General features: G+C 68.6%; 21 protein-coding genes. 10 read left to right on the forward strand and 11 right to left on the reverse strand.

Features of this window, described 5'->3' with window-relative positions; translation table 11 throughout:
* Positions 1-17 precede the first annotated feature (17 nt).
* The 3 genes from BX283_RS00370 to BX283_RS00380 are packed head-to-tail and all read right to left on the reverse strand — an operon-like array spanning position 18 to position 3,397.
* Complete coding sequence (locus BX283_RS00370) at positions 18-1,262, reverse strand: pyridoxal-dependent decarboxylase (RefSeq protein WP_101385699.1); 1,245 nt, start codon at positions 1,260-1,262, stop codon at positions 18-20.
* Positions 1,259-2,503 carry a glutathione synthetase gene (locus BX283_RS00375; protein WP_101385700.1) on the reverse strand — a complete coding sequence of 415 codons (1,245 nt, stop codon included), beginning with the start codon at positions 2,501-2,503 and terminating at the stop codon, positions 1,259-1,261. The genes BX283_RS00370 and BX283_RS00375 overlap by 4 nt, the downstream gene beginning before the upstream one ends.
* A gap of 21 nt (positions 2,504-2,524) precedes the next feature.
* Positions 2,525-3,397, reverse strand: coding sequence for an ATP-grasp domain-containing protein (locus BX283_RS00380; RefSeq protein WP_257584209.1), 873 nt, complete (start codon positions 3,395-3,397; stop codon positions 2,525-2,527).
* Here BX283_RS00380 and BX283_RS41160 point away from each other — a divergent pair.
* The gene (locus tag BX283_RS41160) at positions 3,278-3,796 is read left to right on the forward strand and encodes a hypothetical protein (protein WP_257584465.1); all 519 of its coding nucleotides are present in this window, start codon (positions 3,278-3,280) and stop codon (positions 3,794-3,796) included. The genes BX283_RS00380 and BX283_RS41160 overlap by 120 nt on opposite strands.
* 343 nt (positions 3,797-4,139) lie before the next feature.
* Here the strand turns inward: BX283_RS41160 and BX283_RS00385 are convergent, their stop codons facing one another.
* From BX283_RS00385 to BX283_RS00395, 3 genes are all read right to left on the reverse strand, one after another.
* A complete protein-coding gene (locus BX283_RS00385; protein WP_143676307.1) occupies positions 4,140-4,481 on the reverse strand; it encodes an SH3 domain-containing protein in 342 nt (113 codons plus the stop codon).
* Positions 4,482-5,216: 735 nt separating this feature from the next.
* On the reverse strand, positions 5,217-6,056 hold the full coding sequence (locus BX283_RS00390) for an IS5 family transposase (protein WP_101392052.1): 840 nt from the start codon (positions 6,054-6,056) through the stop codon (positions 5,217-5,219).
* A 617-nt stretch (positions 6,057-6,673) separates the two neighbouring features.
* Entirely contained in the window at positions 6,674-8,575 is a 1,902-nt protein-coding gene (locus BX283_RS00395) for a helix-turn-helix domain-containing protein (protein ID WP_101385703.1), read from the reverse strand.
* Between the two features lie 587 nt (positions 8,576-9,162).
* Here BX283_RS00395 and BX283_RS00400 point away from each other — a divergent pair.
* Positions 9,163-9,870: a helix-turn-helix transcriptional regulator gene (locus tag BX283_RS00400; protein ID WP_143676308.1), complete on the forward strand. Its 708-nt coding sequence runs from the start codon at positions 9,163-9,165 to the stop codon at positions 9,868-9,870.
* On the opposite strand, the gene BX283_RS00405 is transcribed toward BX283_RS00400, so the two are convergent.
* A complete protein-coding gene (locus BX283_RS00405; RefSeq protein WP_101385705.1) occupies positions 9,857-10,903 on the reverse strand; it encodes a sigma factor-like helix-turn-helix DNA-binding protein in 1,047 nt (348 codons plus the stop codon). The genes BX283_RS00400 and BX283_RS00405 overlap by 14 nt on opposite strands.
* Before the next feature lie 539 nt (positions 10,904-11,442).
* Here BX283_RS00405 and BX283_RS00410 point away from each other — a divergent pair.
* The 7 genes from BX283_RS00410 to BX283_RS39890 all read left to right on the forward strand — a co-directional run bounded on the left by BX283_RS00410 (position 11,443) and on the right by BX283_RS39890 (position 18,189).
* Positions 11,443-12,051, forward strand: coding sequence for a hypothetical protein (locus BX283_RS00410; RefSeq protein WP_101385706.1), 609 nt, complete (start codon positions 11,443-11,445; stop codon positions 12,049-12,051).
* A gap of 4 nt (positions 12,052-12,055) precedes the next feature.
* The gene (locus BX283_RS00415) at positions 12,056-13,312 is read left to right on the forward strand and encodes an MAB_1171c family putative transporter (RefSeq protein ID WP_101385707.1); all 1,257 of its coding nucleotides are present in this window, start codon (positions 12,056-12,058) and stop codon (positions 13,310-13,312) included.
* 123 nt (positions 13,313-13,435) lie between these two features.
* On the forward strand, positions 13,436-14,767 hold the full coding sequence (locus BX283_RS00420) for an NAD(P)/FAD-dependent oxidoreductase (protein WP_180356975.1): 1,332 nt from the start codon (positions 13,436-13,438) through the stop codon (positions 14,765-14,767).
* A gap of 60 nt (positions 14,768-14,827) precedes the next feature.
* A complete protein-coding gene (locus tag BX283_RS00425) occupies positions 14,828-15,769 on the forward strand; it encodes a squalene/phytoene synthase family protein (protein ID WP_101385709.1) in 942 nt (313 codons plus the stop codon).
* A 139-nt stretch (positions 15,770-15,908) separates the two neighbouring features.
* Positions 15,909-16,214 (forward strand): hypothetical protein, encoded by a 306-nt coding sequence (locus BX283_RS00430; protein WP_101385710.1) that lies wholly within the window; start codon positions 15,909-15,911, stop codon positions 16,212-16,214.
* A 27-nt stretch (positions 16,215-16,241) separates the two neighbouring features.
* Positions 16,242-16,802: a DUF6233 domain-containing protein gene (locus BX283_RS00435; RefSeq protein ID WP_101385711.1), complete on the forward strand. Its 561-nt coding sequence runs from the start codon at positions 16,242-16,244 to the stop codon at positions 16,800-16,802.
* A 628-nt stretch (positions 16,803-17,430) separates the two neighbouring features.
* Positions 17,431-18,189: a hypothetical protein gene (locus BX283_RS39890; protein WP_143676309.1), complete on the forward strand. Its 759-nt coding sequence runs from the start codon at positions 17,431-17,433 to the stop codon at positions 18,187-18,189.
* Positions 18,190-18,405: 216 nt separating this feature from the next.
* On the opposite strand, the gene BX283_RS00440 is transcribed toward BX283_RS39890, so the two are convergent.
* The 3 genes from BX283_RS00440 to BX283_RS00455 all read right to left on the reverse strand — a co-directional run bounded on the left by BX283_RS00440 (position 18,406) and on the right by BX283_RS00455 (position 21,354).
* The gene (locus tag BX283_RS00440) at positions 18,406-19,011 is read right to left on the reverse strand and encodes a DUF6262 family protein (RefSeq protein WP_101385712.1); all 606 of its coding nucleotides are present in this window, start codon (positions 19,009-19,011) and stop codon (positions 18,406-18,408) included.
* A gap of 545 nt (positions 19,012-19,556) precedes the next feature.
* Positions 19,557-20,129 (reverse strand): hypothetical protein, encoded by a 573-nt coding sequence (locus tag BX283_RS00450; protein ID WP_101385714.1) that lies wholly within the window; start codon positions 20,127-20,129, stop codon positions 19,557-19,559.
* 940 nt (positions 20,130-21,069) lie between these two features.
* Complete coding sequence (locus BX283_RS00455) at positions 21,070-21,354, reverse strand: hypothetical protein (protein WP_101385715.1); 285 nt, start codon at positions 21,352-21,354, stop codon at positions 21,070-21,072.
* A 498-nt stretch (positions 21,355-21,852) separates the two neighbouring features.
* On the opposite strand from BX283_RS00455, the gene BX283_RS00460 reads away from it, so the two are divergent.
* On the forward strand, positions 21,853-22,482 hold the full coding sequence (locus tag BX283_RS00460; protein ID WP_101385716.1) for a DUF6000 family protein: 630 nt from the start codon (positions 21,853-21,855) through the stop codon (positions 22,480-22,482).
* A 217-nt stretch (positions 22,483-22,699) separates the two neighbouring features.
* Here the strand turns inward: BX283_RS00460 and BX283_RS00465 are convergent, their stop codons facing one another.
* The gene (locus BX283_RS00465) at positions 22,700-23,176 is read right to left on the reverse strand and encodes a hypothetical protein (protein WP_143676310.1); all 477 of its coding nucleotides are present in this window, start codon (positions 23,174-23,176) and stop codon (positions 22,700-22,702) included.
* Positions 23,177-24,290 lie beyond the last annotated feature (1,114 nt).

A 24,290-nucleotide genomic window follows, 5' to 3' on the forward strand; every position in this document is an offset into this window, starting at 1 on the left:
CTTGATTCGGCCTCTTGTCAGGGGGTGCGCAGGTCGCGGCAGAGGGCATCGATCGAAGTCCGTGTGACGTGGCCGGCGGTAACCAGGCGGGCCAACGAGCCCTCGCAGACAAGGTGCCACTTGCGGGTGATCCATTCGGCGGGCCGGTCGAAGCCGACGGTGAGGGAGTCGGTGGTGCGGGTGGGGTGCACGCCGGCCAGGGTGAGCTGCTCGACGGCGTACTGGGCGGTTGCCAGGCAGCCCAGTACGTGGGCGCGCAGGCCGGAGTGCCCGAGGCGTCGCAGCACACACCAGAGGAGCAGGGCGGCCAGGCCGCTGCGGGAGTGGCCTGGATTCTGCCTGGTGGCCTGGGCGTAGGTGCTGGCTAGCAGGGGTGCCGTGACGTGGTGTCGGCGGGTCAGGACGACGCCGCAGGGGATGAGGGCGCCGAGGATTTCGTGGCCGCTGATGGAGAGGGAGTCGGCGCCGTGGGCGAAGTTCCAGCGGGGTGCGGAAGGCGCATGCGCGGCGATCAGCCCGCCGCAGGCGGCGTCGGCGTGGACATGGACACCCCCCGCCGTTGCGGCCGATTGACGGAGTTCGGTGACGTCGTCGTACGCGCCGCGCATGACCGTCCCGATCGTAGCGACCACGATGGCTCCTGGGCCCCGCCCGAGATGGGGACGGATGCGGCGCTGGAGAAGCGCCGCGCTCTTCAGGGCCTGTGCGTCCATCACCCCGTCACCCGTGGTGGGTATGGTCACGAGCTTCATGCCGAGGAGGTCCGCGGCTGTGGCGACGCTGTCGTGGGCCTGGTCAGAGGCGTAGACGGCGGCGTGAGGCAGCCGACGGCGGCCCGTGGCAAGGCCGAACAGGAGCCCCTCGCTGTCGCTGGGCGTGACGTAGCCGAAGGTGTCCTCGGGTGGCGCTTCCGCCGTCTGGGCGATGAAGCGGACCACGGCCTGCTCGTAGGCCCTGTTGTCGACGTTGCCGGCATTGCTGGTCGGATCAGGTACGTCGTTGAACAGCGCGCCCGGGGCGGGGCCGAGGTCGGTGGAATTGAAGGAACGGTTGTTGGCGAAGCCAGGGATGCGGGGTGTCTTGGTACGCAGTGCGGCGATCAGGGCGAGGACTTGGACGGTGTCGTCGAGCGGGTCCGAGGGGAGTTCACCGATGTGCAGTGCGGTTTCAGCCGGGTATACCGGCGTCCAGGTTGTCCTGTGCTCCGGTATTCCGGGTGCGGGCGGTTTGTTGGCGCGTGTGGGATCGGGTGCCGATGTCATGCGGTTCGCCCGTACAGGCCGAAGTTCTCGGCAGCCCGGATCGCCTGGTGGTCGCGGTTGATGGCCCGCATGTCCTCGGCAGCGAGCAGGAGCCAGCCCGCTACCTGGCCGGCCTTCACGGCGGTGCCTGCGATCAGCGGGGTGTGGGCGGCCACGGTCGGCAGGCTGGTGAGGGTGTGCAGCAGCTCCGGGTTGACCATGCCGTCCTGGCGGGGCAGCAGCGCGACCTTCGTCGTGTGTGTCTTGCGGGCTGGGCGGGGCTCCTCGCGCCGGCCGGTGCGGATCAGGTGCACGGTGTCGGCGACCGGGTCGTGGCCGGTTGCCGCGCGGAGCGCCTCGGGGGCGAACTCCGTGCCCGCATCGGTGCGCAGGGCGGTGAGGGTGGGGCCTCGGTCGGGTGTGTAGACGACGGTGGCCTGGGCGGGGCCGTAGCGCACACCCAAGATGGTGAGGGCGCGCTGGGTGTAGCGGGTGAGCGCGCGGGCCAGGATGCCTCGGCCGCTGACCAGGTCGGCTCGGTGGATCTGCCGCTCGCGCGTGTGGCTCTCGCACCAGATGGCGGTGACAGTGTGGGCGTCGTTGCCGTCGTGGACGGATCCGCTCATGGTGTGGATACGGAACTGGGTGCCGGGGTGGTGCTCACGCAGGACGAGCGGCTGGCTGTCGCGGTGTTGCTGGCGGTGCCAGGCGGCGCGGATGTCGGCGGATGTGCGGCAGAGCGCCCCGGGGTGTGGCCGAGCGGGGTCAGGGTGTTCCAAGACGAGCTGGGGCAGGCGGGTGAACTGGGCCCAGCGCAGGGCCTCCCCGAGGCTGGCCGTGCGCAGCAGGCGTGGGGCACTGAGCCCGGCATCGCGCAGGACCGCGCTGGTCCAGGCGGTATCGCGGCGCATGTCCGCGGTGGCGGGGGCGTTGCCGGGCAGCCCAAGACGGGCGGCGAGACGGTCGGCCAGCTCACATCCCGCCGGTGAGCCTGCCACGACGGCCGTGGTGCCCACGTGGGCGAGGTCACGTGCCGTCCGGCGCAGGCTGCCGGTGTGGGTGATCTGGCCGAGGAGGCGCGACGGAGCGGCGTCGGCCTGGAGCGTCTCGGGCAGCGTGACAGCGATGCAGGACCAGCCGTGCCGGGCCAGGGCGGGTGCGTAGGGGGTACCGGCAACGAGGGGTGCGACCACGGCGGCAACTCCCTTGGCGGTGGGGGCGTTTGATCCGGTGGCGCCGGGGCGGGTGGGGCTGAGAATCATGGCGGGACTCCTGGTGGGTGGTCAGGCCGTGCCGGCCTGGATGTGGATACCGGTGCGCTCTTCGACGAGTTGGAGCCGCTTGCGGCAGGAGGAGGGATCGCCACCGGTGACGACAGCCAGGGCGGTGCGGTCTCGGATGCTGGCGTGGGGCGGCGCGCAGACGTGTTCGCCGGGCAGCGCGGTCCAGACGAGCCGTTCCAGCCACGCAGCCTGAATCCCGCAGTGCACCGCGGTGACCTGACCGGTGACGCAGGGGTAGAGGAACCGTACGGCGGCGCATCGGCTCTGGCGGGGTACCAGATCGGGGTCGGCGCCCGTGGCGAGATCGGCTGCGATCTGCGGCAGGTTGAGGCCCGTGGCCAGGTGCACAAGGTGGGGAATGAGATCGCTGGCGAGAGTGGCGCCGATCTCGGTGATGCGCGGCCCCTGGTAGGTCAGTCGCATCTGGACGTGGATCACGCCGCGCGAGAGGCCCACCGCGGCCACGGCCGACGCGGCGAGCTGGCCGATCCGGGGATCACGCAGGACGGGGTCGGCGGCGTCCACGAGATGTCCGGTTTCCAGGACGGGGGGCTCCCCCTGTGTGAAGGTGCGGCTGACGGCTGCCAGGTGCACGGTGTCGGGGGCGAGGACCACGCACTCCACGCCGATCTCGGGGCCGTCCATGTACGCCTCGATCAGCGCCCCGCCTGCCCCGGCGCACGGCTCTCCCGGCTGGCAGGAATCCCGGACGGTTACGAAGCCCTCGCGTATCTCGCGAGGGCTCTGGGCACGGTGACCTACCGCATCGCCGCTGAGAATGCGGGGTTTGAGGACGACCGGTCCGCCGAGCGCGCTCGCCTGCTCGACGACGGCGTCGACGTCACCAGCAAGGGCGGGGACGGTCGAAGGGATGTCGGCGGCTTCGAGCAAGGACGGGGCACTGTGCTGGTCGCGGCAGGCTGTCGCCGAGGAGGGAGTGTTCCCGGGCACATGGAAGAGGTCGGCCAGCCGGGCTGCGAGTTCAACGTGCTGGTCCTGGTAGGTAAGGACCCCAGCGACCCCGCAGTCCGCAGCGATTGCCTCTACGGCCCTGATGACGTCCTCGTCAGCCGCCAGGTCTACCTCGACCGTCACAGCGCTGACGTCACACGCCCACTGCCCTGGTTTCTCATCGAGCAAGGCAACCGGATAGCGGGCAGCAATGTGCTGGAGAGCGTATCCGCAGTAGACGCGGTCACCAGCGCCGAGAACTACGAGAAGGGGCGTGTCGGGGCAGGTGTGGTCGGAGAACACAAAGGAGTCCTGACGTGAGGCGGACAGGGCCGGGCGACGCCGGGTCCCTGAGTCGTGGTGGAGGGGGGCAGAGGAGTGATGTTGTCCGGGCGCGCGCGAGCAATTCGGTAGGCGGGCAGCACCGTTGGAGTCATCCCGAGACCGGCCGGTCCGGACTGGCTCGCCGGGGCCGGCGGGGTGGGGTGCCGCTCGGGGGCGAGCGGCACCCCGGCAGCCCCGTCCGTGCGACCGTGCGAGGGGAGATCAGCGTGGTCGCTGTTCGGGGGCGAACTGGACGGAGCTGCGGCATGAAGACCACCAAGGTGCCGGTGGCTGAGCGCGCCGGGAACTCAGGAAGGTCAGGTCCCGGAGGGCTCGTGGTCTATCGGGGGCAGTTCTCGGGGATGCAGGTGTGCCCGCCTTCCCCGGGCGTGTGCAGCAGGTCGCCGCGGACCCACCCGAAGACACCCGTGCGGTTCACCCGGATCTTCGCCCATTGCGTGTCGCCCGGGTAGGAGTAGTCCAGGGCGGCACACGACCAGCCCTTGTACGCGACACCCACCGCGACAGCGCGGGTAGTTGCCTTCGCACGGACGTTGGCAGCGGACGCGGTGATGTAGCAGCGATTGTCGACGGCGTGAGCGGACGTGGCGGTCACGGCGGCAGCTCCCGTGACGGCCACCGTGAGGGTGAACGCGGCAGCAGTGCGGCTTAACGGCTTCACAGCAAACACTCCATGATGGATGAGAGGAGGGGTAGGGCCGACGGCGCGGCGAGCGGGCGGGGCAGGCAGTGCCCGGTCCACAGGGCACGGCGCGGGCCCGCCGCAAAGCGGGCCGACTCATGGGCGGCGTCAACGCCTCGTGGACAGCCGGTAGTGCTGGCAGTGACGTGACTGAACGACGGTGTGATCGGATCCTTGGATCTGGGCGGCGAGCCGCCGGATGCGGGGATTGCCGTGGCTCGAGGTACTCAGCCGCCGCTTCGCCCGCATCCTGGCCATCGGCGATCGGCTGACTTGCAGAAGAATTTAGGCGGCAGACGCCGCGTGCCGCCATTGACTGAGTGCACCATCTGCGAGCCGCCACCTGCCAGTTCTGCACTGCCGGCACCGATAGGTTTATCGTCGTGCACTGCCGTCACTCAGGAGGTGCCAGAACTGCCCCATCCACAAATTCAGCGACGTGGCGTCAGGCCTGCGCATCCGCCGCGCCAACGCACTCACTTCTGAGCACATCAGCGCCATGCCGGAAGGGGAATACAGAGCCCAACGAGTCCCTTCCTCCGGGCCGCGGGCAGGCCTGGGCCGCTCGGCGCCTCACCGGTCGGGGCCTTCGGCACCGAACGCAAGGGAAGCTATGCAGCGTAGGCGATCACTCAGCCACCGCCGCGCATCTCCAGGCCATCGGTCACATCTACCAGGCGAATCGCCAGTTAGAGGGTGTCTGAGAAGCCTCGTTCAGGCGGTTCTCGCGGTGCGGTGCAGCAGGAGCATGATGGTGGCCAGGTAGATCGCGTTCTCCTGGCTGCCCGCCAGATACTCGTAGTCCTTGGAGAGCCTGCGATAGCGGCCCAGCCAGGCGAAACTCCGCTCAATCACCCAGCGGCGCGGGACCACCGCGAACATCGGCACCTCGCGCGGTGGTGCGTCGGCCTTGGCCCAAGTTCCGCGAAAACCACCGTCCCTGCGCTGAACCACCTCGACGGTGATTCCGGTCTCTTCACGGACCCACGCCAGGAACTCACGGCCGCGATAGGCCTGGTCAGCCCAGAGATACTGCAGCCGCGGAAACTTCCCGGCGCACCGGGCGAGAAGCACCGCAGCACCGTCGCGGTCATTCACATTCGCGGGGCTGACGCACACGGCCAGGACCAGGCCGAGCGTGTCCACCAACAGGTGGCGTTTGATACCCAGAACCTTCTTGCCGCCGTCGTACCCATGCCAGCCCCCACGCTCGGTGGCCTTGACGCTCTGGCTGTCCAACACCCCCGCACTCGGCGTGGGTTCACGGCCCTTACCTGTGCGTTCGCGAGCCCGCAGGGTGGCGAGGATCTCCTCCCAGCGGCCTTCGATCCGCCACATCCACCAGTAGTGGTACACCGTCTGCCACGGTGGGAAGTCGTGCGGCAGCAAACGCCAGGCGCAGCCGGCCCGCAGCCAGTAGGCGAGGGCATCGATGAGCTCACGCCGCGGGTGTGCGGGCGGACGACCACCCGGCTTCGGCGCCGGCACCAACGGCGCGAGCACCACCCACTCAGCATCGGACAGATCCGTCGGATACACACGCCGACCAGCCATCCCCACCACCCCGACACGCAGTAACCCTCAAGTCACCTGCCCTGAACGAGGCTTCTCAGACACCCTCTAGCCAGGATGAGGGCACCCCGGCTGCACCGACTACGACAGGCCGGCGCGGGCGGCTTGCCAGTGGCTCAGACTGACCTTTCCGCGACTCACATCGGCGCTGGCCCGCCGGTCATTGGCAAGGCAGCGCGTATGCGCGGGGGCGGCTTCCCGGGGTACGCGATCATCGCCACGAGATCCGTCGCCGATAGCGGCAGACAATCATCGTGCCGCTTCATGCTCTTCGGATTCACAGAGTCCGGTTTTTGTTTTGCACGCCAGCGGAGATCCCTCTGAAGGATTCCGTTGTACGCCAGGTAACACCGCTGTGCCGCACTCGCATCTCTGCTTTCAGGAGACGACGTGAGTGCGGCACAGGCGATATTAAGGTCACGGCGCAGGTTTCCTGAGCCGCGTATCGGCGTTCTCGGCATGGCCGTGACCGTGATATAAGCACCGTTGGGCAGGCCTGGCCGGGAACGCTTCTTCGGCACGGCGCCGTCGGACTGAATGCGTCGTCTGACCGGCCCCGTCACGGCACCGCACGAACAACAGGGGCCGTTGCTGGGTTACTACGCCGCGCAGGAAACGCGTGTGCCAGGCGCAACGACGGGGGTCCCGTTGACCACGTGGAGGGCGTAGAGCAGATCGCGCATGCCGCAGGGCGACCTCAGGTCACGGCCGGTGAGGTGCTCCAGAGCCCGCAGCCGGGAGCGGACCGTGGCCTGGGAGATCCCCAGTGTCCGTGCGGTGAGCTCGGTGTGAGCATCGTGGGTCAGCCAGGCCTCGGCCGTGCGGAGTAGCGGGCGCCGGTCCTGCTGCGCGGGACGCAGCAACGACGCGGCCCACGCCGCAACTTCGGGAGCGGCGAGGAGCGACAGCAGACTGGGCGGCGTGGCACAGACATGGTCCGGTACCGGCTGCTGGCGCCGGGTGACAACCTCCAGAGCCAGGGCGACGGCGGTGCGCGTCGTCAGCGCGGCAAGATCCATGTGCAGCAGTTCACTCGCCTTCCCCAGGCGGCGCGTGACGGTGTTGCGGTGCAGACCGAGCCTTCGGGCTGCCTCGGAGTGAGAGTAGGCAAGGGCGAGAGGAAGCGTGTCCCGGAGCTGCTCCCAATCGGCTTCCGCGCGCATCAACGGGCGCAGCAGACAGCACGCCCAGGCGTAGCCCTCGGGTTGCGGCAGGAGGCTGATCAGCTTGGTCTCCTGCGCGGACAGGGCGACAGAGTCCGGCAGGTGGCGGGCCAGAGCCAGGGCGCCGATAGCTTCCTGGAGCGCGTCGGAGAGCAGTTCCATTGAGTAGACGCCACTGCCCCCCAGGCAGGCTGAAGGACCTAACTCTCGCACAACGCCAATGAGTTGCTCAGACAGTGCATCACCCGCATCGGCGTCGGCCCGGATGGGATGGACGATCAGAGTCCGGTAGGCAGTGCGGGAGTCGGGCACCACGAGCGCCTTGCTGGCCGTCAACCCCTCGCATCGCCGTCTGGCCCTGTCGCGGTCGGCCGGGTCAGAATCGAGGACAAAGACCCGGGCGGTCTCGGGGTCGAGCAGCCCCGGGGTGAGCCCGTCAATGATGCGGCGGGCCGTGGCGACCTCGGACTGCAACAGGAGTTCCGCCACGGCTGCGCGCGCGGCCCCGGTGGCGTCGGCGACCCGTCCGTATTCCCGTTGGGCCTGGTCGACCAGGCCGAGGAGCTTGGCGGCATGACGCAGCATCTGCAGCTCGTGGCTGGCGAAGGGAGTGTCTCGGGCGACGGCAAGAACGGATTCGCGGCCGCGCACCCCGCCGAGCGGGACCAACTGGCTGTGACGGGCTGGGGATGCCGGCACGGTGCCGGTGAACGCCTGGCGGATGACCAGCGGAGCCAGGTATTCAGCGGCGCTGGCTGGCGATGCCGCATGGACGCGTTCCGGTTCACTGACCATCACCTGTGCGCGCAGGCTCGTGGCGAGCCAGTCGACAATGCGCTGCATGGCCTGGCGGTCGGCCAGCTGCGCGGGGAGATGCCTAACGAGCGCCGTCATCTGGGAGGCCGTACGCTCGGCGGCAGCCACTCTCCCCTGCTGGATCGTCTCGTGTACGCCGCGCCACGGGTAAGCCGGGGCCGTGGAGGCCATCAGTACGATGGCCAGCTCGTCCGCGAGGTCGCGGACCGCGTGCGGGAGTGCCAGACGCGAGTCGTGGCTGACGGTGAAGACGAGCGCAACAGCGTCGTGTGCGGACATGTGCCGCAACAGCCTGTCCACCGCCGCCAGGTCGCGGCTGTAAAAGCGCCCGGGAGTTCCGGACAGGACAACGATGCTCCCGGCGGGAACGGGCTGCAGCGGGCGCCCTTCGAGGAGTCGGGCGAGCGGCAGGACAACCAGGCCCGTGAACGGCACGTCGTGGTTGGGCTTGCTGTCGCCGGAGATCAGGAATGCGAGCCGTGCTTCCGGGTGATCGGTGGAGAGGGAGCCGAGAGTCGGCATGCGGCACTCCTCGGTGTGGGCCCGTCTACAGGGGGTTGGAGGGTGGAAACAGGACGGTCAGCTCCTGGCAGGCGCAGCCTGGTGGCACTGCGCACGCTGCGTGACGTGCCGGGCGGCTGGACCAAGAACGCGACGGGGCCGGGACGGATGCCTCTCGCGTTGACCTATGTGCGTGGGGCGTTCGCGTTCGCTGCATGCCTCGTCCTAACGGCGCGCTCCGCTGCCGCGTGACCGCTTGGCGTGCCTCATGGGTGGTTGCCGCAGCGAGTCCTTCATGCTCTCCCCCGTCAATCTTTCGTCTGTCCGCCAGTCGGCCCGCCGTCGGCCTAGCCAACAGGGCCCTGGGATCACCTGCTGGCAGCGTGCGGGACGAAGTCGCCATCACGTTCAGCGTGTTGCTGATCCTCGTGTACACAGCGTCATATTGTCAACGATTGTTGAAGTGTTGGTGCGGCGTGTCGCCCTGGACAACCGGTCGAGGATTCGGATCACCCCGGTGACGGGGCGGATCGGGACAGCTAGAGTCAGGGTGTCGCCCCTTGGCGATCTGCGTGCACGACCACGACCTTCTTGGAGACCGCAGCCCCATGGATGCTGATGTGGCGGTGCCAGATGAGCTCGACAGCGTCTGGGAGTCCATCACGGCGCTGCTGGCTGCCGTCGAGCTCACAGCCGACGACGTCATCGACCTCGGGCAGATCTCCCAGTCGTCGGGCTTGCCCGAGGAGCGGATACGGCAGTTGCTGCAGGACCCGGAGGCGGCAGCCGAGGATCCGGACACCCGCTTCCGTGAGCGGCTGGCGCGGCTGCGGGAGGTGCGCCGGCGCCCGGACGGCCGCAAGCTGACCCTTGACGACATCGGGACCGGCATCGGCTGTTCGCACGCCCAGATCGGATACCTCCTCAACGGCGAACGGCAGCCCAGCCTGCGTCACGTCCAGGGTCTTGAGCTCTTCTTCCGAGTTCCGCCCGGATTCTTCACCGCGACCGACCGGCAGAGCCTCGCCCGGGCGCTGGAACCGGTCCACTCCAGTCTCGCCCAAATCGCCGCCCTCAAGGGACACATCGTGCTGAGCTCGGTCCGGCTGCGCGGGAGCGGGGCGCATGCCGAAACAGTGCTCGGGCAGGCACTTGCGGAGGCCATCGCTGCCGCCGAGCCCGACGCCGAGGTGCGGGAGGTCGCCGACGCGATGCGCGCCCTGCCGCCTCCTCACCGGTCCCGTGTGGCCAGCGTCTTCCGAGGGATCCTGGGTCTGACCCATGACCGGTCCGGCCCTTCCGTCAACGATCGTTGAAACTGGGCTTGCCCGGCGGCGAGTCTGAGGGCAGAGTGACGCGTTCCTGGGCCATTTCGAAGCGGGTCCACGCCGCGACGGTGGCGAGTTCGCCTTTGACACCGAGAATCTGGCCGAGGGTACCGATGTGCCTGCGGGCAGTCCGCTCGTTAATGCTCAACGCCCGCGCGATCTGGTCGTAGGTCCACTCGTTCAAGCGCATCTTGATGATGGACCGCTGTATGTCGGTGACTCTTGCCTCTTCGGGGACCGGCTCGGGCAGCGGTGCCACGGCCCAGGGGACCGCCTCCGCCCATTCGCCCTCGAATATCTGGCGCGCGTACGCGACGAGGGCAGGGTGCAGCAGCGCGATCGCACGATCCCGCGATGGCTCACCGTTGGGGCCGAGTTGGGTGTAGTCCGGCACCACCGCCAGGTGGCTGTAGATGACCATGCGCGGGAACCGCCGACTGCTCAGGCGCACCTCCCCGCCGTTCGCGATGACGGTGTCCGCCCACTCCGACTCGCCCGGCCTGGCCCGTGCGGTCACCGGATAGATGGTCCGGATCCCGATGCCCGCCCGCAGGTTCGCCTCCTCCTTGGGCTTGCGCGCCTTGGTCGCGGACTGGGGCCGGTCAAGGGGATGAGCGGTGAGCACTTCGATCTGCTCTTTGGCCTCGGCCTCGCGCAGCAGGCGATTGGCCTCGTCCTTGCTGCTCAGGACACGCAGGCCGCCGACTATGCCGTCGTGCGGGTCGGGCAGCATGTCCAACACCTGACGCAGTTCCCTGAGCCGGCGGGTGAGCGCTTCCAGTTCGTCGAGCCCAGCATCCACCTGTTCCCGATATGCCGTGCCAGCCTCCAAGGCCATCTTGGGCCGCCCCGGCCTGAGTTCATTGGGGACAGTCAGTCCGTACCGCTGCAACTCCGCCAGTTCCGCGCCGAATTCGGCCTCGTCCACCTCCAGCGAGGCGTTGCGGCGCATCGTCAAGTAAAGGTCGTATGCCCGCTGGCTCAGGCGCGCGGACGCTTCACTATTCTCCCGCTTGTCCATGCATGCCTCCTATGCCCGATGTCCGGATGCGGACATACCCGCATCCGGAGCCCTGCTGCGGGTTGATCAGGATTATCAGATACGTCAGCCTCATGGATACGGGGGCTCCGCCGGACGCATGACCGGCGGCGCACACGCGAGGCACCGCGGGGGCGCGGTGCCCGAGGGGAGACATATGAACAGGGTTCGCATCGCTGCGGTGACCGGAATACTCCTGGTCGCCGGTCTGGCGGGCACGGGCGGCAGCCAGCTGGCTGCCGCTGATCCCACGTGGGACTCAACCCGGCCGGTCGTGGCCGCGGACAGCGTGCCCACACCTCCGCCGCCGGCTCCGCTTGATCCCACCTGGGACTGACCGGTCAGGCCAAGGCGCCGCCCCGCACGGGGCGGCGTACGGCTCAAGGCCCCTGTTCACCAACGAAGGGAGATCGCTCGAACCACCAGTCCCCGCGCCCGCCCCGGCTCCGCAATCCCGCCCGCCTGCCGCACGCCAGCTTGCTCAGTTGAGTACTCAGAATGCCTCGCGCCCGGAGACCGCAGTGCCCGACAACGACTCCCGCCCACCGGCGGACGACGCCCCGGTGAAACGATCCGCCGCGCCCGGTGCCGGCGGCCGCTGGGCCGCGCTTCGCGAGCAGTGGTCCATTCAGCGGACCACGTGGGCCATGACCAGGGTCATCCGACGGGACATCGGGCTCCGCCACGTCGCTGACCTCCAAGGCCTGCTCGACGCGGTGGCCGCGAAACTCGGCAAACCGATCACGGTGGTCACCGTCGACCTGCCGCCTGGCGTCTCGGGCTTCAGCGCGCGCGGCCACAACCACTACTACATCGCGGTCGCCCGAACCGTAAGCGAATTCACCCGGATTACCACTACTCTGCACGAACTTGGTCATCTCTGGGTGAATCCTCCCTCTGGCGACGACGCCGGCGGGCCCGTGAACGAGGACATGGTGCGCCAGCTCCTGCCCGGACTCCATCCCGGGCCCGTCCTCAACATCCTTCGCCGCAGCCACTTCGACGACGCGCACGAGCGTGAAGTGGAAGTGTTCGCCACGCTGATCCTGCAACGGCTCCCCCTCGGCGATGACCAGATTCGCAGCGAATCGCTCACCTCGGGACTTGCTCACCGGAGGTCTGGTGTCTGAAAGCATGTCCACGGTGGTGTACCTGTTCATCGCCGTGCTGGTACTCGCCCTGGGGCTGTGGAAGATCACCGCCTTGCTGCGCGACCCCACGCCGGCGCTGGCGCTGATTGCCTCCAACTTCCTTGTCGCGTCGGCTGTCTATGTCATGGCCGCGCCGTTGGTCTACCGCAAAGTCGGCGAAGCCTTCGACCGTCCGTCCTTCGCGACGCTGCCCGTTTACGTCGGGATCCTGGCGTGCTTCGCCCACCTGCACCTTTTGACCCTGGTGTGGGATCCGGACCTGCGCCAGCCCCCGGTCCGCCTCCACCGCACCTTCGCCGCGTGGACCCTCACCTACCTGCTCACGTCGGCCGCCATGACCGTGCTGTTCTGCTCAGCCGACCTGTCAGGGCCCGGTGACGGAGACCCTCTGACCTTCAACACTGACCACGCCGGCGACCCGCTCGTGCTGCTGTTCCTTGCTCTGTTCCTTGCCACTTTGGCCACCGGTTCACTGAGCACCTACCGGCGCTGTCGCAATCTCCAGCCCGACGACCCCCGCATCGAGCACGCTCTGGCCTGGTTCGCGCGTGGCAGCCTGCTGGTAGTCGGGTACGTGCTCTGCAACGCCCCGGCTATCGCCGTCGCGGCCACCGGGTCCCATGCCCTGGACCGCATCGGCGTGCTCGGCTCGACCGCCGGTGCCTCCGGAGCGCTGGTCGCCAGCTACGGTCTGTCGGGGGCCGCGGTCAGCGCCTGGCGACGCGAGCGCCGCGACATCAAGAAATTGCGCCCCCTGTGGAACCTGGTGGTGCGCGATGTCAACGCCTCCCTCGCCTTGAGTGCCCACAGTGCCCGAAGCCACCGGCGTCTGCTGAACCGCCAGTATTTGCTCACGCGCCGGATCATCGAGATCCACGACGGAATGCAGGCACTCGGGCCGTGGATCTCCCCGCTCACCGCCGATGCCCTCGATCGGCTCCAGGCAGCCCGCCTCGAGCAGCTCTCCGAGTCCGAACTCACGGCGGTGGCAACGGCCGCGGCCCTGCGTGACGCGACCGACCTGCTGCGCTCCGCCCGTGCGAAGCAGGCCACCGACGCTCCGGTGCCTCCGCCCGGGGCCGCCCCGCTGCCCGGTCGTCGTACCCGGGCCGTCGACGAGCGCCAGCGACTGCTGCTGGTCTCCGGCGCCCTTGACCACCCGCTGACCAAGGACGTCCTCGCCGAGACCCACGCGCTGCGCAAGGGCGGCATCTCCTCCCCCGGCCACCCCAGTGGGTGACCATTTCTCGCCCCGCCTCACGCCCAGGCTCGTAAGGTGCGCCCATTCGCAGGTTAGGGTCCCTGGGAGCCAACGGGCCTGCGGCACATGGGTATACGGCGCCAAGACGAAGGATACGTACAGGTGAAGCAGGCGATAGTGCTCGGAGGCAGCTTCGGTGGGCTCCTGGCCGCGCGAGTCCTCAGCGATCACACCGACGACGTCGTCGTCATCGACACCGATGACCTGTCCACGAGCGGCACAGGACCTGGCGCCCCACACCGCGACCAGTTGCACGCGCTGCTGGCCATGGGGCACCTCCGGCTCGAACGCTGGTTTCCCGGCATCACCGAGGAGACTGTCGCCGACGGGGCGCTGCTGGGCCAGGGGAGCCAGGTCCAGTTCCATGTCGACGGGGTCCGCAAGGTCGACCTGCCTGAGGCGCGGATGCTGAGTGCGACCCGCCCCTTCCTCGAGAGTCATCTACGCCGCCGCGTCATGGCCCTGCCCAACGTCCGCTTCCTGCACGGCCGGGCCAGCGGCCTCCTCGATGACGGCCGCCGCATCACCGGCGTCCGTATCACCCCGGTGGCCCCCGCCCCGGAACACCCGCACCCCGACGAGTTCACCCTCGACGCCGACCTGGTGGTGGACGCGATGGGCCGCTCCAGCCGGCTCGGCAAATGGCTCCAGGCGAGCGGCTGGGAAGCCCCTCCCCTGGACCGCATGCGCGTCGACCTCGGCTACGCCACCGCGTCCTTCACCCGCGGCGATGAGCTCCCCGGCACGGTGATCGCCCACGCCACCCCCGGCCCCGCCAGCAACTACCGACCCCAGCTCAGCGAACCCGGCGCCCTCGCAGCGGTGGAGGACAGCCAGTGGTCCGTGGTCCTGGCCGGCTACACCGACTACCGCCCGGGCCCCGACCCTGAGCAGTTCCTGGCCCGTATGCGGCGCTGCGTCGCCCCACTGCGCACGGTCGCCGATGTCTGCACCATGGTGGGCGAGGTCCGCCCCTACCACTTCCGCGAGAGCACACGCCGCGAGTTCACCCGCCTCACCCGCTTCCCCGGCGGCCTCGTCGCCCTGGGCGACTCCGTCGCCTCGGTCAACCCCATCTACGGCCAGGGCCTCACCCTCGCCGCCCTCCAGGCCTCCTCGCTCGCCGTCCACCTCGCTTCCGGCGCCCACCCGCACGCCCCGGCCTGGGACTACTTCCGCCGCGCCCGTACCGTCGTCGGCGCAGCCTGGGACTTGGCCACCACCGCCGACCTCGCCCAGCCCCACGTCACCGGCCCCTACCCCCGCGGCTACCGCCTCTCCCGCTGGGCGGGCGACCAGCTCATCACTGCTTCCGTCCACGACAGCCGGGTCAACAGCGCCTTCACGGACGTCCTCCACATGAACGCCCACCCCCGCACCCTGACCCGCCCCTCCCTGCTGCTGCGCGCCGCACTCACCCGAGGACCACGCTGACCTTCATCCCGGCTCCGGGCGCAGCACCCGTACCACCACCCTCAGCGAGGAGCACCAACTGTGACGACGTGGCCGCACACACTAGACCGCGCAGGCATCACCAGCCCCGTTCTGCGCGACGCCTACAGTGCCCAGCGCGGCCTCGTCGCCCGCTACGCCCGCGCTGAATACACGGCCGTACGCCTGCTCCTCCCCGCCCCGCTCGTTCCCCACGTGATCACCGCGACCGCCTTCATGCACCACAGCGACACGCTCATCGACCAAGGCCCGCTCCACCAACGCCTCTCGGCCCACGCCAACTGGAGCACACGGACCCGTGCCGCTCTGGCCGGCAGCCCCGATCACGTGGACCCGCTGCTCGCGGCCTTGCGCCACACCACCCTGGCCTACCCGCAGATACGGCCGCGCATCAGTTCCTACCTCAAGGGCGGCGAACTCGAAGCCAGTTGGACCAGTTTTGCCACCGAGGACGACTTCCAGACCTATGTGGACGCCTACGCGCTGCCCGCCTTCATGATCATCGCCTCCCTGGTCACGCCGCCGCACGAACCGGACGCCTTCGAAGCCGGCTGCCGCACCTTCATCCTCGCCAGCCAGCGCCTCGATTTCCTCGAAGACCTCGCCGAAGACCTGCAGTCCGGACGCTCCGGCATCCCCGACCAGACCCTCACCGACCACGGCCTGACCCGCGAGGGGCTGCTCAAGCGGCCCGACCCTGTTCGCATGCAGAGCCTGATCCGCCATCATGCCGCCCTCATCAGGCGTGACCTCGCGGCTGCCGCGCACTTGGAGGGCCTCGTGCAGATCCCTCACCGGCCGTTCCTGCGCGCGCTCGTCCAGCTCCAGTCCGCCCGTCTTGCCGCCGCGGAATCCCATGGACCGAAACTGCTGGAGTCCGCCCCCAAAGCCCCCGTGGGGCGGGCCTCCTTGATCCTCCTTCGGGCCATCGCCTCCCGGGGTATTCACCGCCGCATCCGCTCTACCGCGCGTAGGCAGCCGTAGACGCAGCGGTTCCCCTCCGGCGGCGCCGAGCTCATCGGCCAGGTCTCGCGCATCGGTCCGCGGCAGCTCCCCCAACGACCCTCCGCAGCTCCAGCAGCAAGGCCCGCGCCCTGCAGCCGTGTGCTGCCAGACTGGCGTCGTGATGGACGAAGAGCATGCGGATCTACTGGGCTATGACTGGGTCGTGTGGGAGCTGGAGGTCCGCGATCCCCACCTACTGACGGAGCCGGGAGTGGGCGAGCGGACGCAGCAAGCTCTGACTGAGCTCGCGGGAGGACTCGGGTGCGTCTTCGACCACTGCGTTGACGATGACTCGTACGACGGCAGCGACGCGGGCACGTACTACGCGTGGCTGGTGCGGATCCCCCAGGCCGAGCACCGCCGCCGCGGTGCCGACGGACTGCCTCTCGTGGTGGCGCCCCTGTGGAGGTTCCTGCGCACTTAGCTGCCGCCCGGGCTGGATACGTGGAGGGTGACGCCGCATCTGGACCTCTCCTTCCGCCTAGCTGCTGGTGATCTCCTCAAGGGCACCTACGCGGACCTCCTGGACCCCATCGAGGTGGCTCTGCTGGGCAGTCGCCGCGAGGGTGCCGAACAGATCGAGCCCCAGGTGAACTACGACGTCGGCCTGCCCGCCTACCGCAACACCGACCAGGGCCAGGTCGAAGCCGCCGAATACCGGGTCTGGGTCGAAGCCCCCGCCCACGTCCGCCCCCTCCACGGCATCTCCTACGCGGACGTGCCCACCACCCACCTGCCGGACGACATCCCCGACACACCCACCGGACGACCGGCAGGATGGGTTCTCACCCGGCTGGGCAACGGCCGCGGCCCCGGCCGGGCGGTCCTCCATGCGCCCGACTGCACCGAAGCCCCCACCGGCACCCCCGTCCTCTCCCTGGACCAGGCCCTCGCCCAGGCCGAGAAGCCAGGCGTGCAGCTGTGCACCCTGTGCGGTGCCGCCCAGGAGCTCGACCCCGTCCTGCGCGGCTTCAACGACGGGTTCGACCACTCCGGCGGGACGTGGCCCTGAGCGCCGACCCCGCACTGTTCAGCACCCCGGCGGGAACCCAGGCCCAGCGCTACGGGGTGAGCGCCCCAGCCCCGGTCCTTGGGTGCCTGGTGGCCGGTCTGGTCCAGCCAGTAAACACTCGGCAACTCGGCGCACTGTATGAGCGGCGTCGCATCCTCGCTGTCGTTCACGTTCATGTCAGTGCCAACGCCGGTGACGCGGAGGGGCAACGCCTGCCGGCGCCTCCCCAACCGATCGTGCCGTGCACTGGTGCATTCAGACAGCGACCGGGGCGAGCCGGACGGCTCCCGGTTGAACGCTGATCCGCAGGGCCGGCCGGGGTGCTTCGGCGAGGCAGGGCGGTCATGGCTTGTCAACCAGCGGCGTTTTCGGAACGGCTAAAGAAGGCTCACTCAAGATCCTGTTACGAGCTCTTGGTAGTCACAATGTTTCACATTCACCATTATGGATCATCAGTCCGGGCCATACTGCCAGTCACCCATCGCCGCGTATTGCCGGAGGTCTTGCGTTGAACGCACCTGTGTTGGCGCCTGCGGTGCATATTGACGATTGCACAACGAGCGTTGACTGGAACCCAATCTCCGCTTCCCAGCCAACGTCGACGTTCGCTGGTCTGTTCGCTGGATTCGTGTTCGCCAGCATGATCGTTATCTTGGCCAACCGGGAGAAGATCAACCATCGAACGGCTGATGCGGCACGAGCCCTCAAGCTGCTGCTGTCAGCCTTCTTCGGTCTGGCCATCGTCGCCTATTTGGAAGGGGTGGTGCGCGGTGAGCAGGAATGCCCGCGAGCACAGACAGAATCTGTAATAAACGGGGGGTCATTGGCGGTCGGAGCGGTCGCCGTGTTGGTGTCGCTGAGCTGGTTGGTGCTGGCTTTCGACCGATATCAGAGCGGCGTTCTACGGTATTTTCGCACAGTCGTGATCTCTGGGTCAGCCTTTGTGGTGGTGATGCTTGTGGTCTCTTCGGTCGGTTACCTTGATGCCACCAGCAGTGAGAAGCACACGACGTCTGATTGGGCGATGTGCGGATTCGGTTTGTTTGCGATCGCTGCGACCCAGATCGTCCCCAGAATTCGGAGGCTTCACGCCCGTGAACTGGATGGCCGTATGCCTGACGGCGAGATTGAGAGCCGCTGGGACAGGCGGGTGTCGCGAGGAGCCTCCGCCGGATTGATCTTCTTCGGGTTCTCTGCTCTAGCGTCTTCCGCGGCGGCCTCCCGGCCTACCCGTTATTGGTACCCCGTGCCCGCAGAAGTCGCGTACGTAACTGCCTGGTCCTCGCTCGTCGGCCCGGTGATTGCAATATCGCTTTGTGTCTTCGCTCTCGCACAGGTCCCCGATCGGGGCAAAGAAGCCCCGGAAGCGACGGGGGCGCCGTCCTGAACGGCTCGGCCCAGTACTCGGCGGGTGATTACAGCCGTTGCTCCAACAGATGGGTACTGACCCGCCCCTACAGGAGCGGTGTATCCGGGGCAGTAGCCGGGGGTGGCTGGGCCTGGGGGCAATCCGTCGCAGTGCCGTTGGTGTACGGGGACGGTACGGCGACCGGCATGCCTCCGACGTCCTGTTCCGCCAAGAAGAGGTGCCACCCACAGGTGATCACGGCTTTCCCGGGGTATTGGCCTGCTGCAGCTCGACGAGCTGGACTTCGAGGTCGGCGATGCCTTTCTCGGCGAACCGCAGGTTGGAGCGGGCGCCTTCGAGTCGTTCTTGGAGTGAGCGGTGTTCTTGGGCCAGTTGGTCCACGCGGCGCTTGAGCTGGGTGTTTTCGGTCCGGAGCGCTCGGGTGGAGTCCGCCGGGGTCTTGTGTTCAGCGTCCCGTAGTTGACCCATGAGTTCGCCGAGCCGCTTGCGTTGGGCGAACACGGTTTCCTGGGTGCGGGTGAGGGCTTCCTCGGAATTGAGCGCGCGTTCGCGCCATGAGGCTTCGATGCGCTCGTGTTCCTGTTGGGCTCCTTGAGCGCGCCGCTGTCGGGTATGTGCGATGGCTACCTGGACGAGGGCTCGTGCCTCGGGGTTCTCGTAGCAGAAGGTGGCGGACACACCTGCTCGCTCGGCGATGGCGCGCACGGTGACCCGTCCGCGTTCGCGCCGGAGTTGACTGACTGCCTTCTCCAGGTGGGTGAGTTTGGCGCGGGTCTGGCGACGGCGGGCGGCGATCGCGGCCGCGGTGGAGCCGGCCGTGGCGGTGACGCGTCTGGCAATCGCTGTTCGGCGGGGGGACGCAGACGGACGAAGCGGGTGGTGGAGTGGCGGCCGGGGGTGCGGCGAACTTCGGCGTGCAGGCCTTCACGGACCGGGTGTTCGACTTGTCCGCCGGCCAGCGTCCGGACCGGGCCGAGGCGGCCGGCAACGGCCTCGGCGACCTGGGCGGCTTGCAGGGGGCCAGGCGGGGTGATGTGGTGACCGGTGCGCCGTCCAGGAGGACGCGCAGGGCGCGGGGGCGGTGTGCAGGTCCCAGGATGGCAAGGAGCGGGGCGTCTTCGGTCTCGGCGGGGCGCCACTTCACCCATGCGCGCGTCAGAGGCGGGTTGTAGGCGTGATCCATTTGAGAGGGCGAGGGAGGCGGAGTCGCCTGTCACGCTGTCCGCTGTCCGCTGTCCGCGACTGCCGCCGCCCACGCACCGGCGTGAGTCTGCACCCGCTCACTCGCCTTCATCACTGCGAGCGTCAAGATCGGCAATGGCTTCGGCGCGTACAGCATCCTCTGACGGCAACAACGCACCGGGCCTGCGGAGTCGGACTACGGCTCACCGCTCCTGGTGGTAGCGCATGCACTCCCCGCTCGCGTGAACCATGGGGTCATCCGTGTACCAGGCCTGCTGGAGGGAGAGTTCGATGCCGTGATCGGTCGTCTGTATCCCCGGCAGGCCCGGGTGGCCGGGCCGGTCCCAGGGCGCCACGTCCGTGACTGTCAGGCCCTCGGCCTTCCAGCCTGCGCGGAGATGGGCCAAGGCCGTGAGGTAGTCGGCGCGGGTCGCGTACCGCAGCGTCCAGCTGTAGCCCGGCCCGCCGCGCGTGACGTCGCCTTTATCGAAACCGAAATCATCGACACAGGAGCTGCTGTATTCCTCCTGCGCCGCGTCCTCCAGCGTGGCACCAGGCCCCGTACCCGCCAACTGCGCGACGGGCCGCAGCCGCGCGACCGTGTCCATACCAGCCTGCTTGGTACGTACGCCGTACGCACGGTAGTCCGCCGCCGAGTGCACCCGGCCCCCCGTCAACGTGCAAGCGCTGGTGAAGGACACCGCCAGCAGCAGCGGGAACCCCACGATGACTGCCCGGCGGGCACGGCGCGGCAAAGAAAACATGTCGGTCGGCATACGGACGATCAAACGCCCCAGGCCACCGCAGCAACACCGCACACCTACTCAACCGCCCTGAGTACCCCGACCAGCACCCCCGACCGGACACCCCGCACAGGCAACCAGCTTCACGCTGCAGTACGTAAAGTACGGGGCGATGCCGATGACAGGGGGCGCCGCCGTCGGCCTCGAGGGGTGAGGGGCTGGGCTGGCTCTCCCCCTGACCAAGCCGACCAGAACGGCAGGCTCGCACGAAAACGCCCCGCTGTAGCAGCAGGGCGTTTCGTTGGTCCCCGGACTTGCGGGTGATGTGATCCCCGGACTACAGGGGAGTAACCAGCAGGTCAGCGCATTGGCACGCGAAGACTCCCGTTTGATTCCCGGACGAGCGGGACTTTGCTGCTCCCCGGACTAGCGGGGTAACCAGCAGATCGGGCATGTCAGCTACGTCCGATCTTTCGGTTCATTCCTGGATGAGCGGGATGTGACAGATCGTGCCCTGTGGAGGCTGGGGCGGACACGCCGCCCTTTTCTTGGTCCTCCCCGAGCGGGTGGTAGCGGTCCTGGGCTGCACGGCGCCACACGGCGGCCGCCGTCGCAGGCACGGCAGCCAGCGCGTTCTCGTGCACCGTGTCCTGCCACGCCGCGGCACGCGCGGGAGGTTCCCACGGCTCGGGAGCGGCAGCCCAATCTGCTCGGCCGCCCCGTACAGGTCCATCGTGTTGCGCAGCATTCCCGTGCCGCGTCGGTCCCCAACGGCGCATACCTTCCCCGCGCACGGCCACGGATGGAGCGGTTCACAGGGATCGAAGGACCGCCACGACCTCGGCTGCGAGGGCTTCGCCGGTCGAGCCGACGGATCGTTCGGGTAGAGGCCCGGTCAGGCTGTCGTGGACCAGCCAGGTTCTCCGCAACCGCTCTGACGGCATGCGGTGAAGCCAACCCCTCTAGACTGTCGTCATCTCTTGCTGCGGGCACGGCGCCATACCGCCTCGAACTCAGCTACGGTGATGGGCTCCGCGTGGAACTCCCCCTGCGAGTTGATCTCTTGCAGATCCGGGAACGGGACCTCGCCGAGGAAGGTCGTGCCCGTCTCCCGGCTGGAATCGGCCCAGTCGAGCCGTCCCTCCCGGTAGACCTCGACCTTACGGACCTCGTAGCGGTCGTCGTCGAGCTCGCTGAAGATGTCCACGGGTTCTTCCGTGAACTCGTGGTCCCAGCGCACCTTCACGTATGACGTCACCGGTTCTGCCCCCCCAGCTCACGACGCGGTCAGTCGGGCCCGGGGATCCGAGGGGGGCACGAACACTCGCGGCCGACCCTCGATCACTTCCAGGACCGTCATGCCAGTGTCTCGAGCGGGTGCCCGAGCACCGGTGTGCACGAAACGGTACGCGAGCCGGTCACTGCGCAGGGACCCGGCGCAACGCCTGCAGGGCACTGCCCATGGGAACGGCGACTTCGTGCCCGCCTCCCCCAAGGCGCGGTTAGGGGTGCCGGGGCCCGGCGTTCCGTCACGACCATGACCCGCGCGGGTGCGCGCACCATGTCCACCGGGCCCCGGTCGCTCAGCCTTGCACGCCCAAGGACGTGCGTCTGCCCAGGGTACCCCCTATCCCTTGGGTCAAGGTCGTGGGTCAGGATGGTGGCATAACGACGTGGTTCCGTACCTACTACGACGGTTGGGCCCTGCCCATCGCCCTTCCCGCCGCACCCTGACCTGTACCCGGAGAGGTGACCGATGCGGTCCCAGCACCCCGACAAGACCGGCCACGGCTACGTGATCGAGCGTTATGTGATGAGGATGGACTCGGACGCCCCGCGCTATCTAGAGCTGAACGGTGCACGCGCCCTGCGGCCGGGGTGGCCGCACGCCGAACGCTTCGCCCGCCATATGATCGAAGACGCGGTCTCCATCACCGACGAGGAGCTGGAGGCCCTCCTGGCCTACGAATGGCGCTCGCGTCTCACGGGTGCCTGGCTGATCGGCGTGGGCCGCCGCGAGTCGTTCCGGGAACGCATCGCGGGCCTGCTGCTGGCCAGTGAGGTCTGCTACTCGGGCGCCGGCTACTGCTTCGCCCTGGCCCGCTTCGCCACGCGGGAGGACAGCGAGATCCTCACCGCCTACCTCGACCACTACCTGGCCCGCACCGACCTCCACTACGACCAGGGCGCCGCCCTCGGCGCCCTCCTCCACCTCGACGCCCGCCTCGCCACCCACTACGCCGACCGCTTCACCCAGCCCGACGGTCCATGGAACCAATGGGTCGAGGGCGTGGGACGCCTCGGCTACCCCAGCCACACCCCTGCCGAACTGCGCCGCTGGACGGACCTACAGTGCGGCTTCGCCAACGGCTGGTCCCACGTGTAGCCACACCTATCTGGCTGCCGCACGTGACAGCCCGTGTCCGGGCGGAGGCTTCGGCAAAGGGGGCTGCCGTGCGGCTGGAGCGGCGGATGGAGATCAACTACCCGCTGCGGTCCCAGGCCCAGGGGCATCTGAACCCGCCCGAGCAGTGGATGGGTGATGCCGCTGAGGGGGGGAGCCGCTGACTGCGTCGAGGTGTGACGGGTAGGGCTGGCCCTTCCTAGCGAGGCACGCGGGCATCGTTGCGGATCCTGGCAGCAGTGTCCGCGTTCTCGCCGAGGCTGACACCCATGCCGCCGTTGCGCAGCGCACCGGGGTCGAAGACGACGACCTCGCCGTAGGTGTAGTGATCGGCCCATACGCAGATGGGAGTCGTGATGATGCGCTGAGCCACTCTCGTACTCATGTTCTGACACTTCATCATGGCGTCACCCAGCCCGGTGGGGTGCACCCTCTGGAGGGTGCCGACCAGCCTGGTGTTCTTGCTCGGTTCCGCGGCTGCGTTGTCAGCTATCTTCGCGAAGTGCCGGTCGATGACCCGCTCGGGGTCGCTGATCGTGCCCCAGGCGCCGGTCAACTGGGCGGTCTGCTGTGAGGCGGGGCTGCTCGACTTGTATGAGATGCCAACGGGTGTGGGGTTGGTGATGCCGAAAGCGGCGTAGTCGGCTGCGGCTGACTCCGGGACGGGCCTCGTCATGACGGGGTCGTAGACAAAGGCCCCGCTCAGCACGCTGTGCGGCGCGGTGAGCTGATACGGACGGGCTGCGGCCGGTGCAGAATTTTGCGTGCTGGTAGGCCTGGCCGCGTTGTTGGCGGGTGCGCTGGTGTGGCGGCCGTACGCGTAACCTCCGGCCGCGGCCGCTGCCAGCGCGCACGTCACACTCACGGCGAGCAGCACCAACCGGCTTCGCGAGCGGCGCCGCGGCGGCGGGTCCGGAGGGGAGGCAGGCCCGAACCCCGGCCCCTGGACAGGCCCATACCAACCTCCGGGGTTCTGCTGGTTCACGTCCACACCCTCATTTCCCGCAGCAAGTGCGCTCCCCCATTATCCTCGCTCACCCACCGACCGGAGCACGCCCCGGAACGTTCTGGTCTGCGGGTTGGCGGGACAGCGGGCACCGCCTTGCAGGCTTGGCTCCTGCGTGGACCGTGCCCGGTGATCCGCCGGGGGCGCTGGGGCGCCGGGTCAGTGCTTGCCCTCGGCCTGCATGTCCTTGAGGGCCTGGGTCAGGTCACCGGTGTCGGCGGCGGGCGGGGTGGTGATCTGCCGCGCGCCGCTGAACTGGTGGGAGTCCAAGGTCACTTCGGCTTCGCCGAAAGTCTCGTGCAGGCAGGCAGGCGGGCAGGCCGAGGGCCGGGTTGACTCAGACACGGCAATACAGCTGGGCAGCGGACCTGGTGATCACCATCTGCAGGTCCGTCTGAGTGCTGGCGCTGGGAGAAGGGGGCTCTCCTCCCAGCGGGTGGGTGTCGAGGGGCTACGCGGGCACCTGTCCGATGGATGGGAGCAAGACGGCGATTCAGAAGGTCATTTGGGCAGTGAGGTGCGTGGTGAGCGTCACCAGGGGTTGTCTCTTCACCGGTCCTCGTGGGTGTGGGCCCTGTCCTGGATGAGGGCACTACCTGTTCCTTGCGCCTCAGAGGGAGCGGCGATCCGCAGAAAGCGGCCACCTCGGTGCTACGGCTGGTGCGGCCGGTCTGGTGATGTGCCATCACCGCTCGCCCAGGAAGGCTCTCCTGCGGCGGAGGCAGTGCTGTAGGGCCGCGCCGAGGAGGCGAACCGCCGAGGGTGAGAATCGGTGGGGTGCCTG

The sequence above is a fragment of the Streptomyces sp. TLI_146 genome (assembly GCF_002846415.1).
Classification (GTDB): Bacteria; Actinomycetota; Actinomycetes; order Streptomycetales; family Streptomycetaceae; genus Streptomyces.

Bases quoted from the DNA above. Each gene is read 5' to 3' on its own strand.
- BX283_RS00400 (WP_143676308.1), top strand. From the start codon at position 9,163: ATGGATGCTGATGTGGCGGTGCCAGATGAGCTCGACAGCGTCTGGGAG.
- BX283_RS00460 (WP_101385716.1), top strand. From the start codon at position 21,853: ATGCGGTCCCAGCACCCCGACAAGACCGGCCACGGCTACGTGATCGAG.
- BX283_RS00450 (WP_101385714.1), bottom strand. From the start codon at position 20,129: ATGCCGACCGACATGTTTTCTTTGCCGCGCCGTGCCCGCCGGGCAGTC.
- BX283_RS00390 (WP_101392052.1), bottom strand. From the start codon at position 6,056: ATGGCTGGTCGGCGTGTGTATCCGACGGATCTGTCCGATGCTGAGTGG.
- BX283_RS00465 (WP_143676310.1), bottom strand. From the start codon at position 23,176: ATGACGAGGCCCGTCCCGGAGTCAGCCGCAGCCGACTACGCCGCTTTC.
- BX283_RS00370 (WP_101385699.1), bottom strand. From the start codon at position 1,262: ATGACATCGGCACCCGATCCCACACGCGCCAACAAACCGCCCGCACCC.
- BX283_RS00405 (WP_101385705.1), bottom strand. From the start codon at position 10,903: ATGGACAAGCGGGAGAATAGTGAAGCGTCCGCGCGCCTGAGCCAGCGG.
- BX283_RS00415 (WP_101385707.1), top strand. From the start codon at position 12,056: ATGTCCACGGTGGTGTACCTGTTCATCGCCGTGCTGGTACTCGCCCTG.
- BX283_RS00375 (WP_101385700.1), bottom strand. From the start codon at position 2,503: ATGATTCTCAGCCCCACCCGCCCCGGCGCCACCGGATCAAACGCCCCC.
- BX283_RS00395 (WP_101385703.1), bottom strand. From the start codon at position 8,575: ATGCCGACTCTCGGCTCCCTCTCCACCGATCACCCGGAAGCACGGCTC.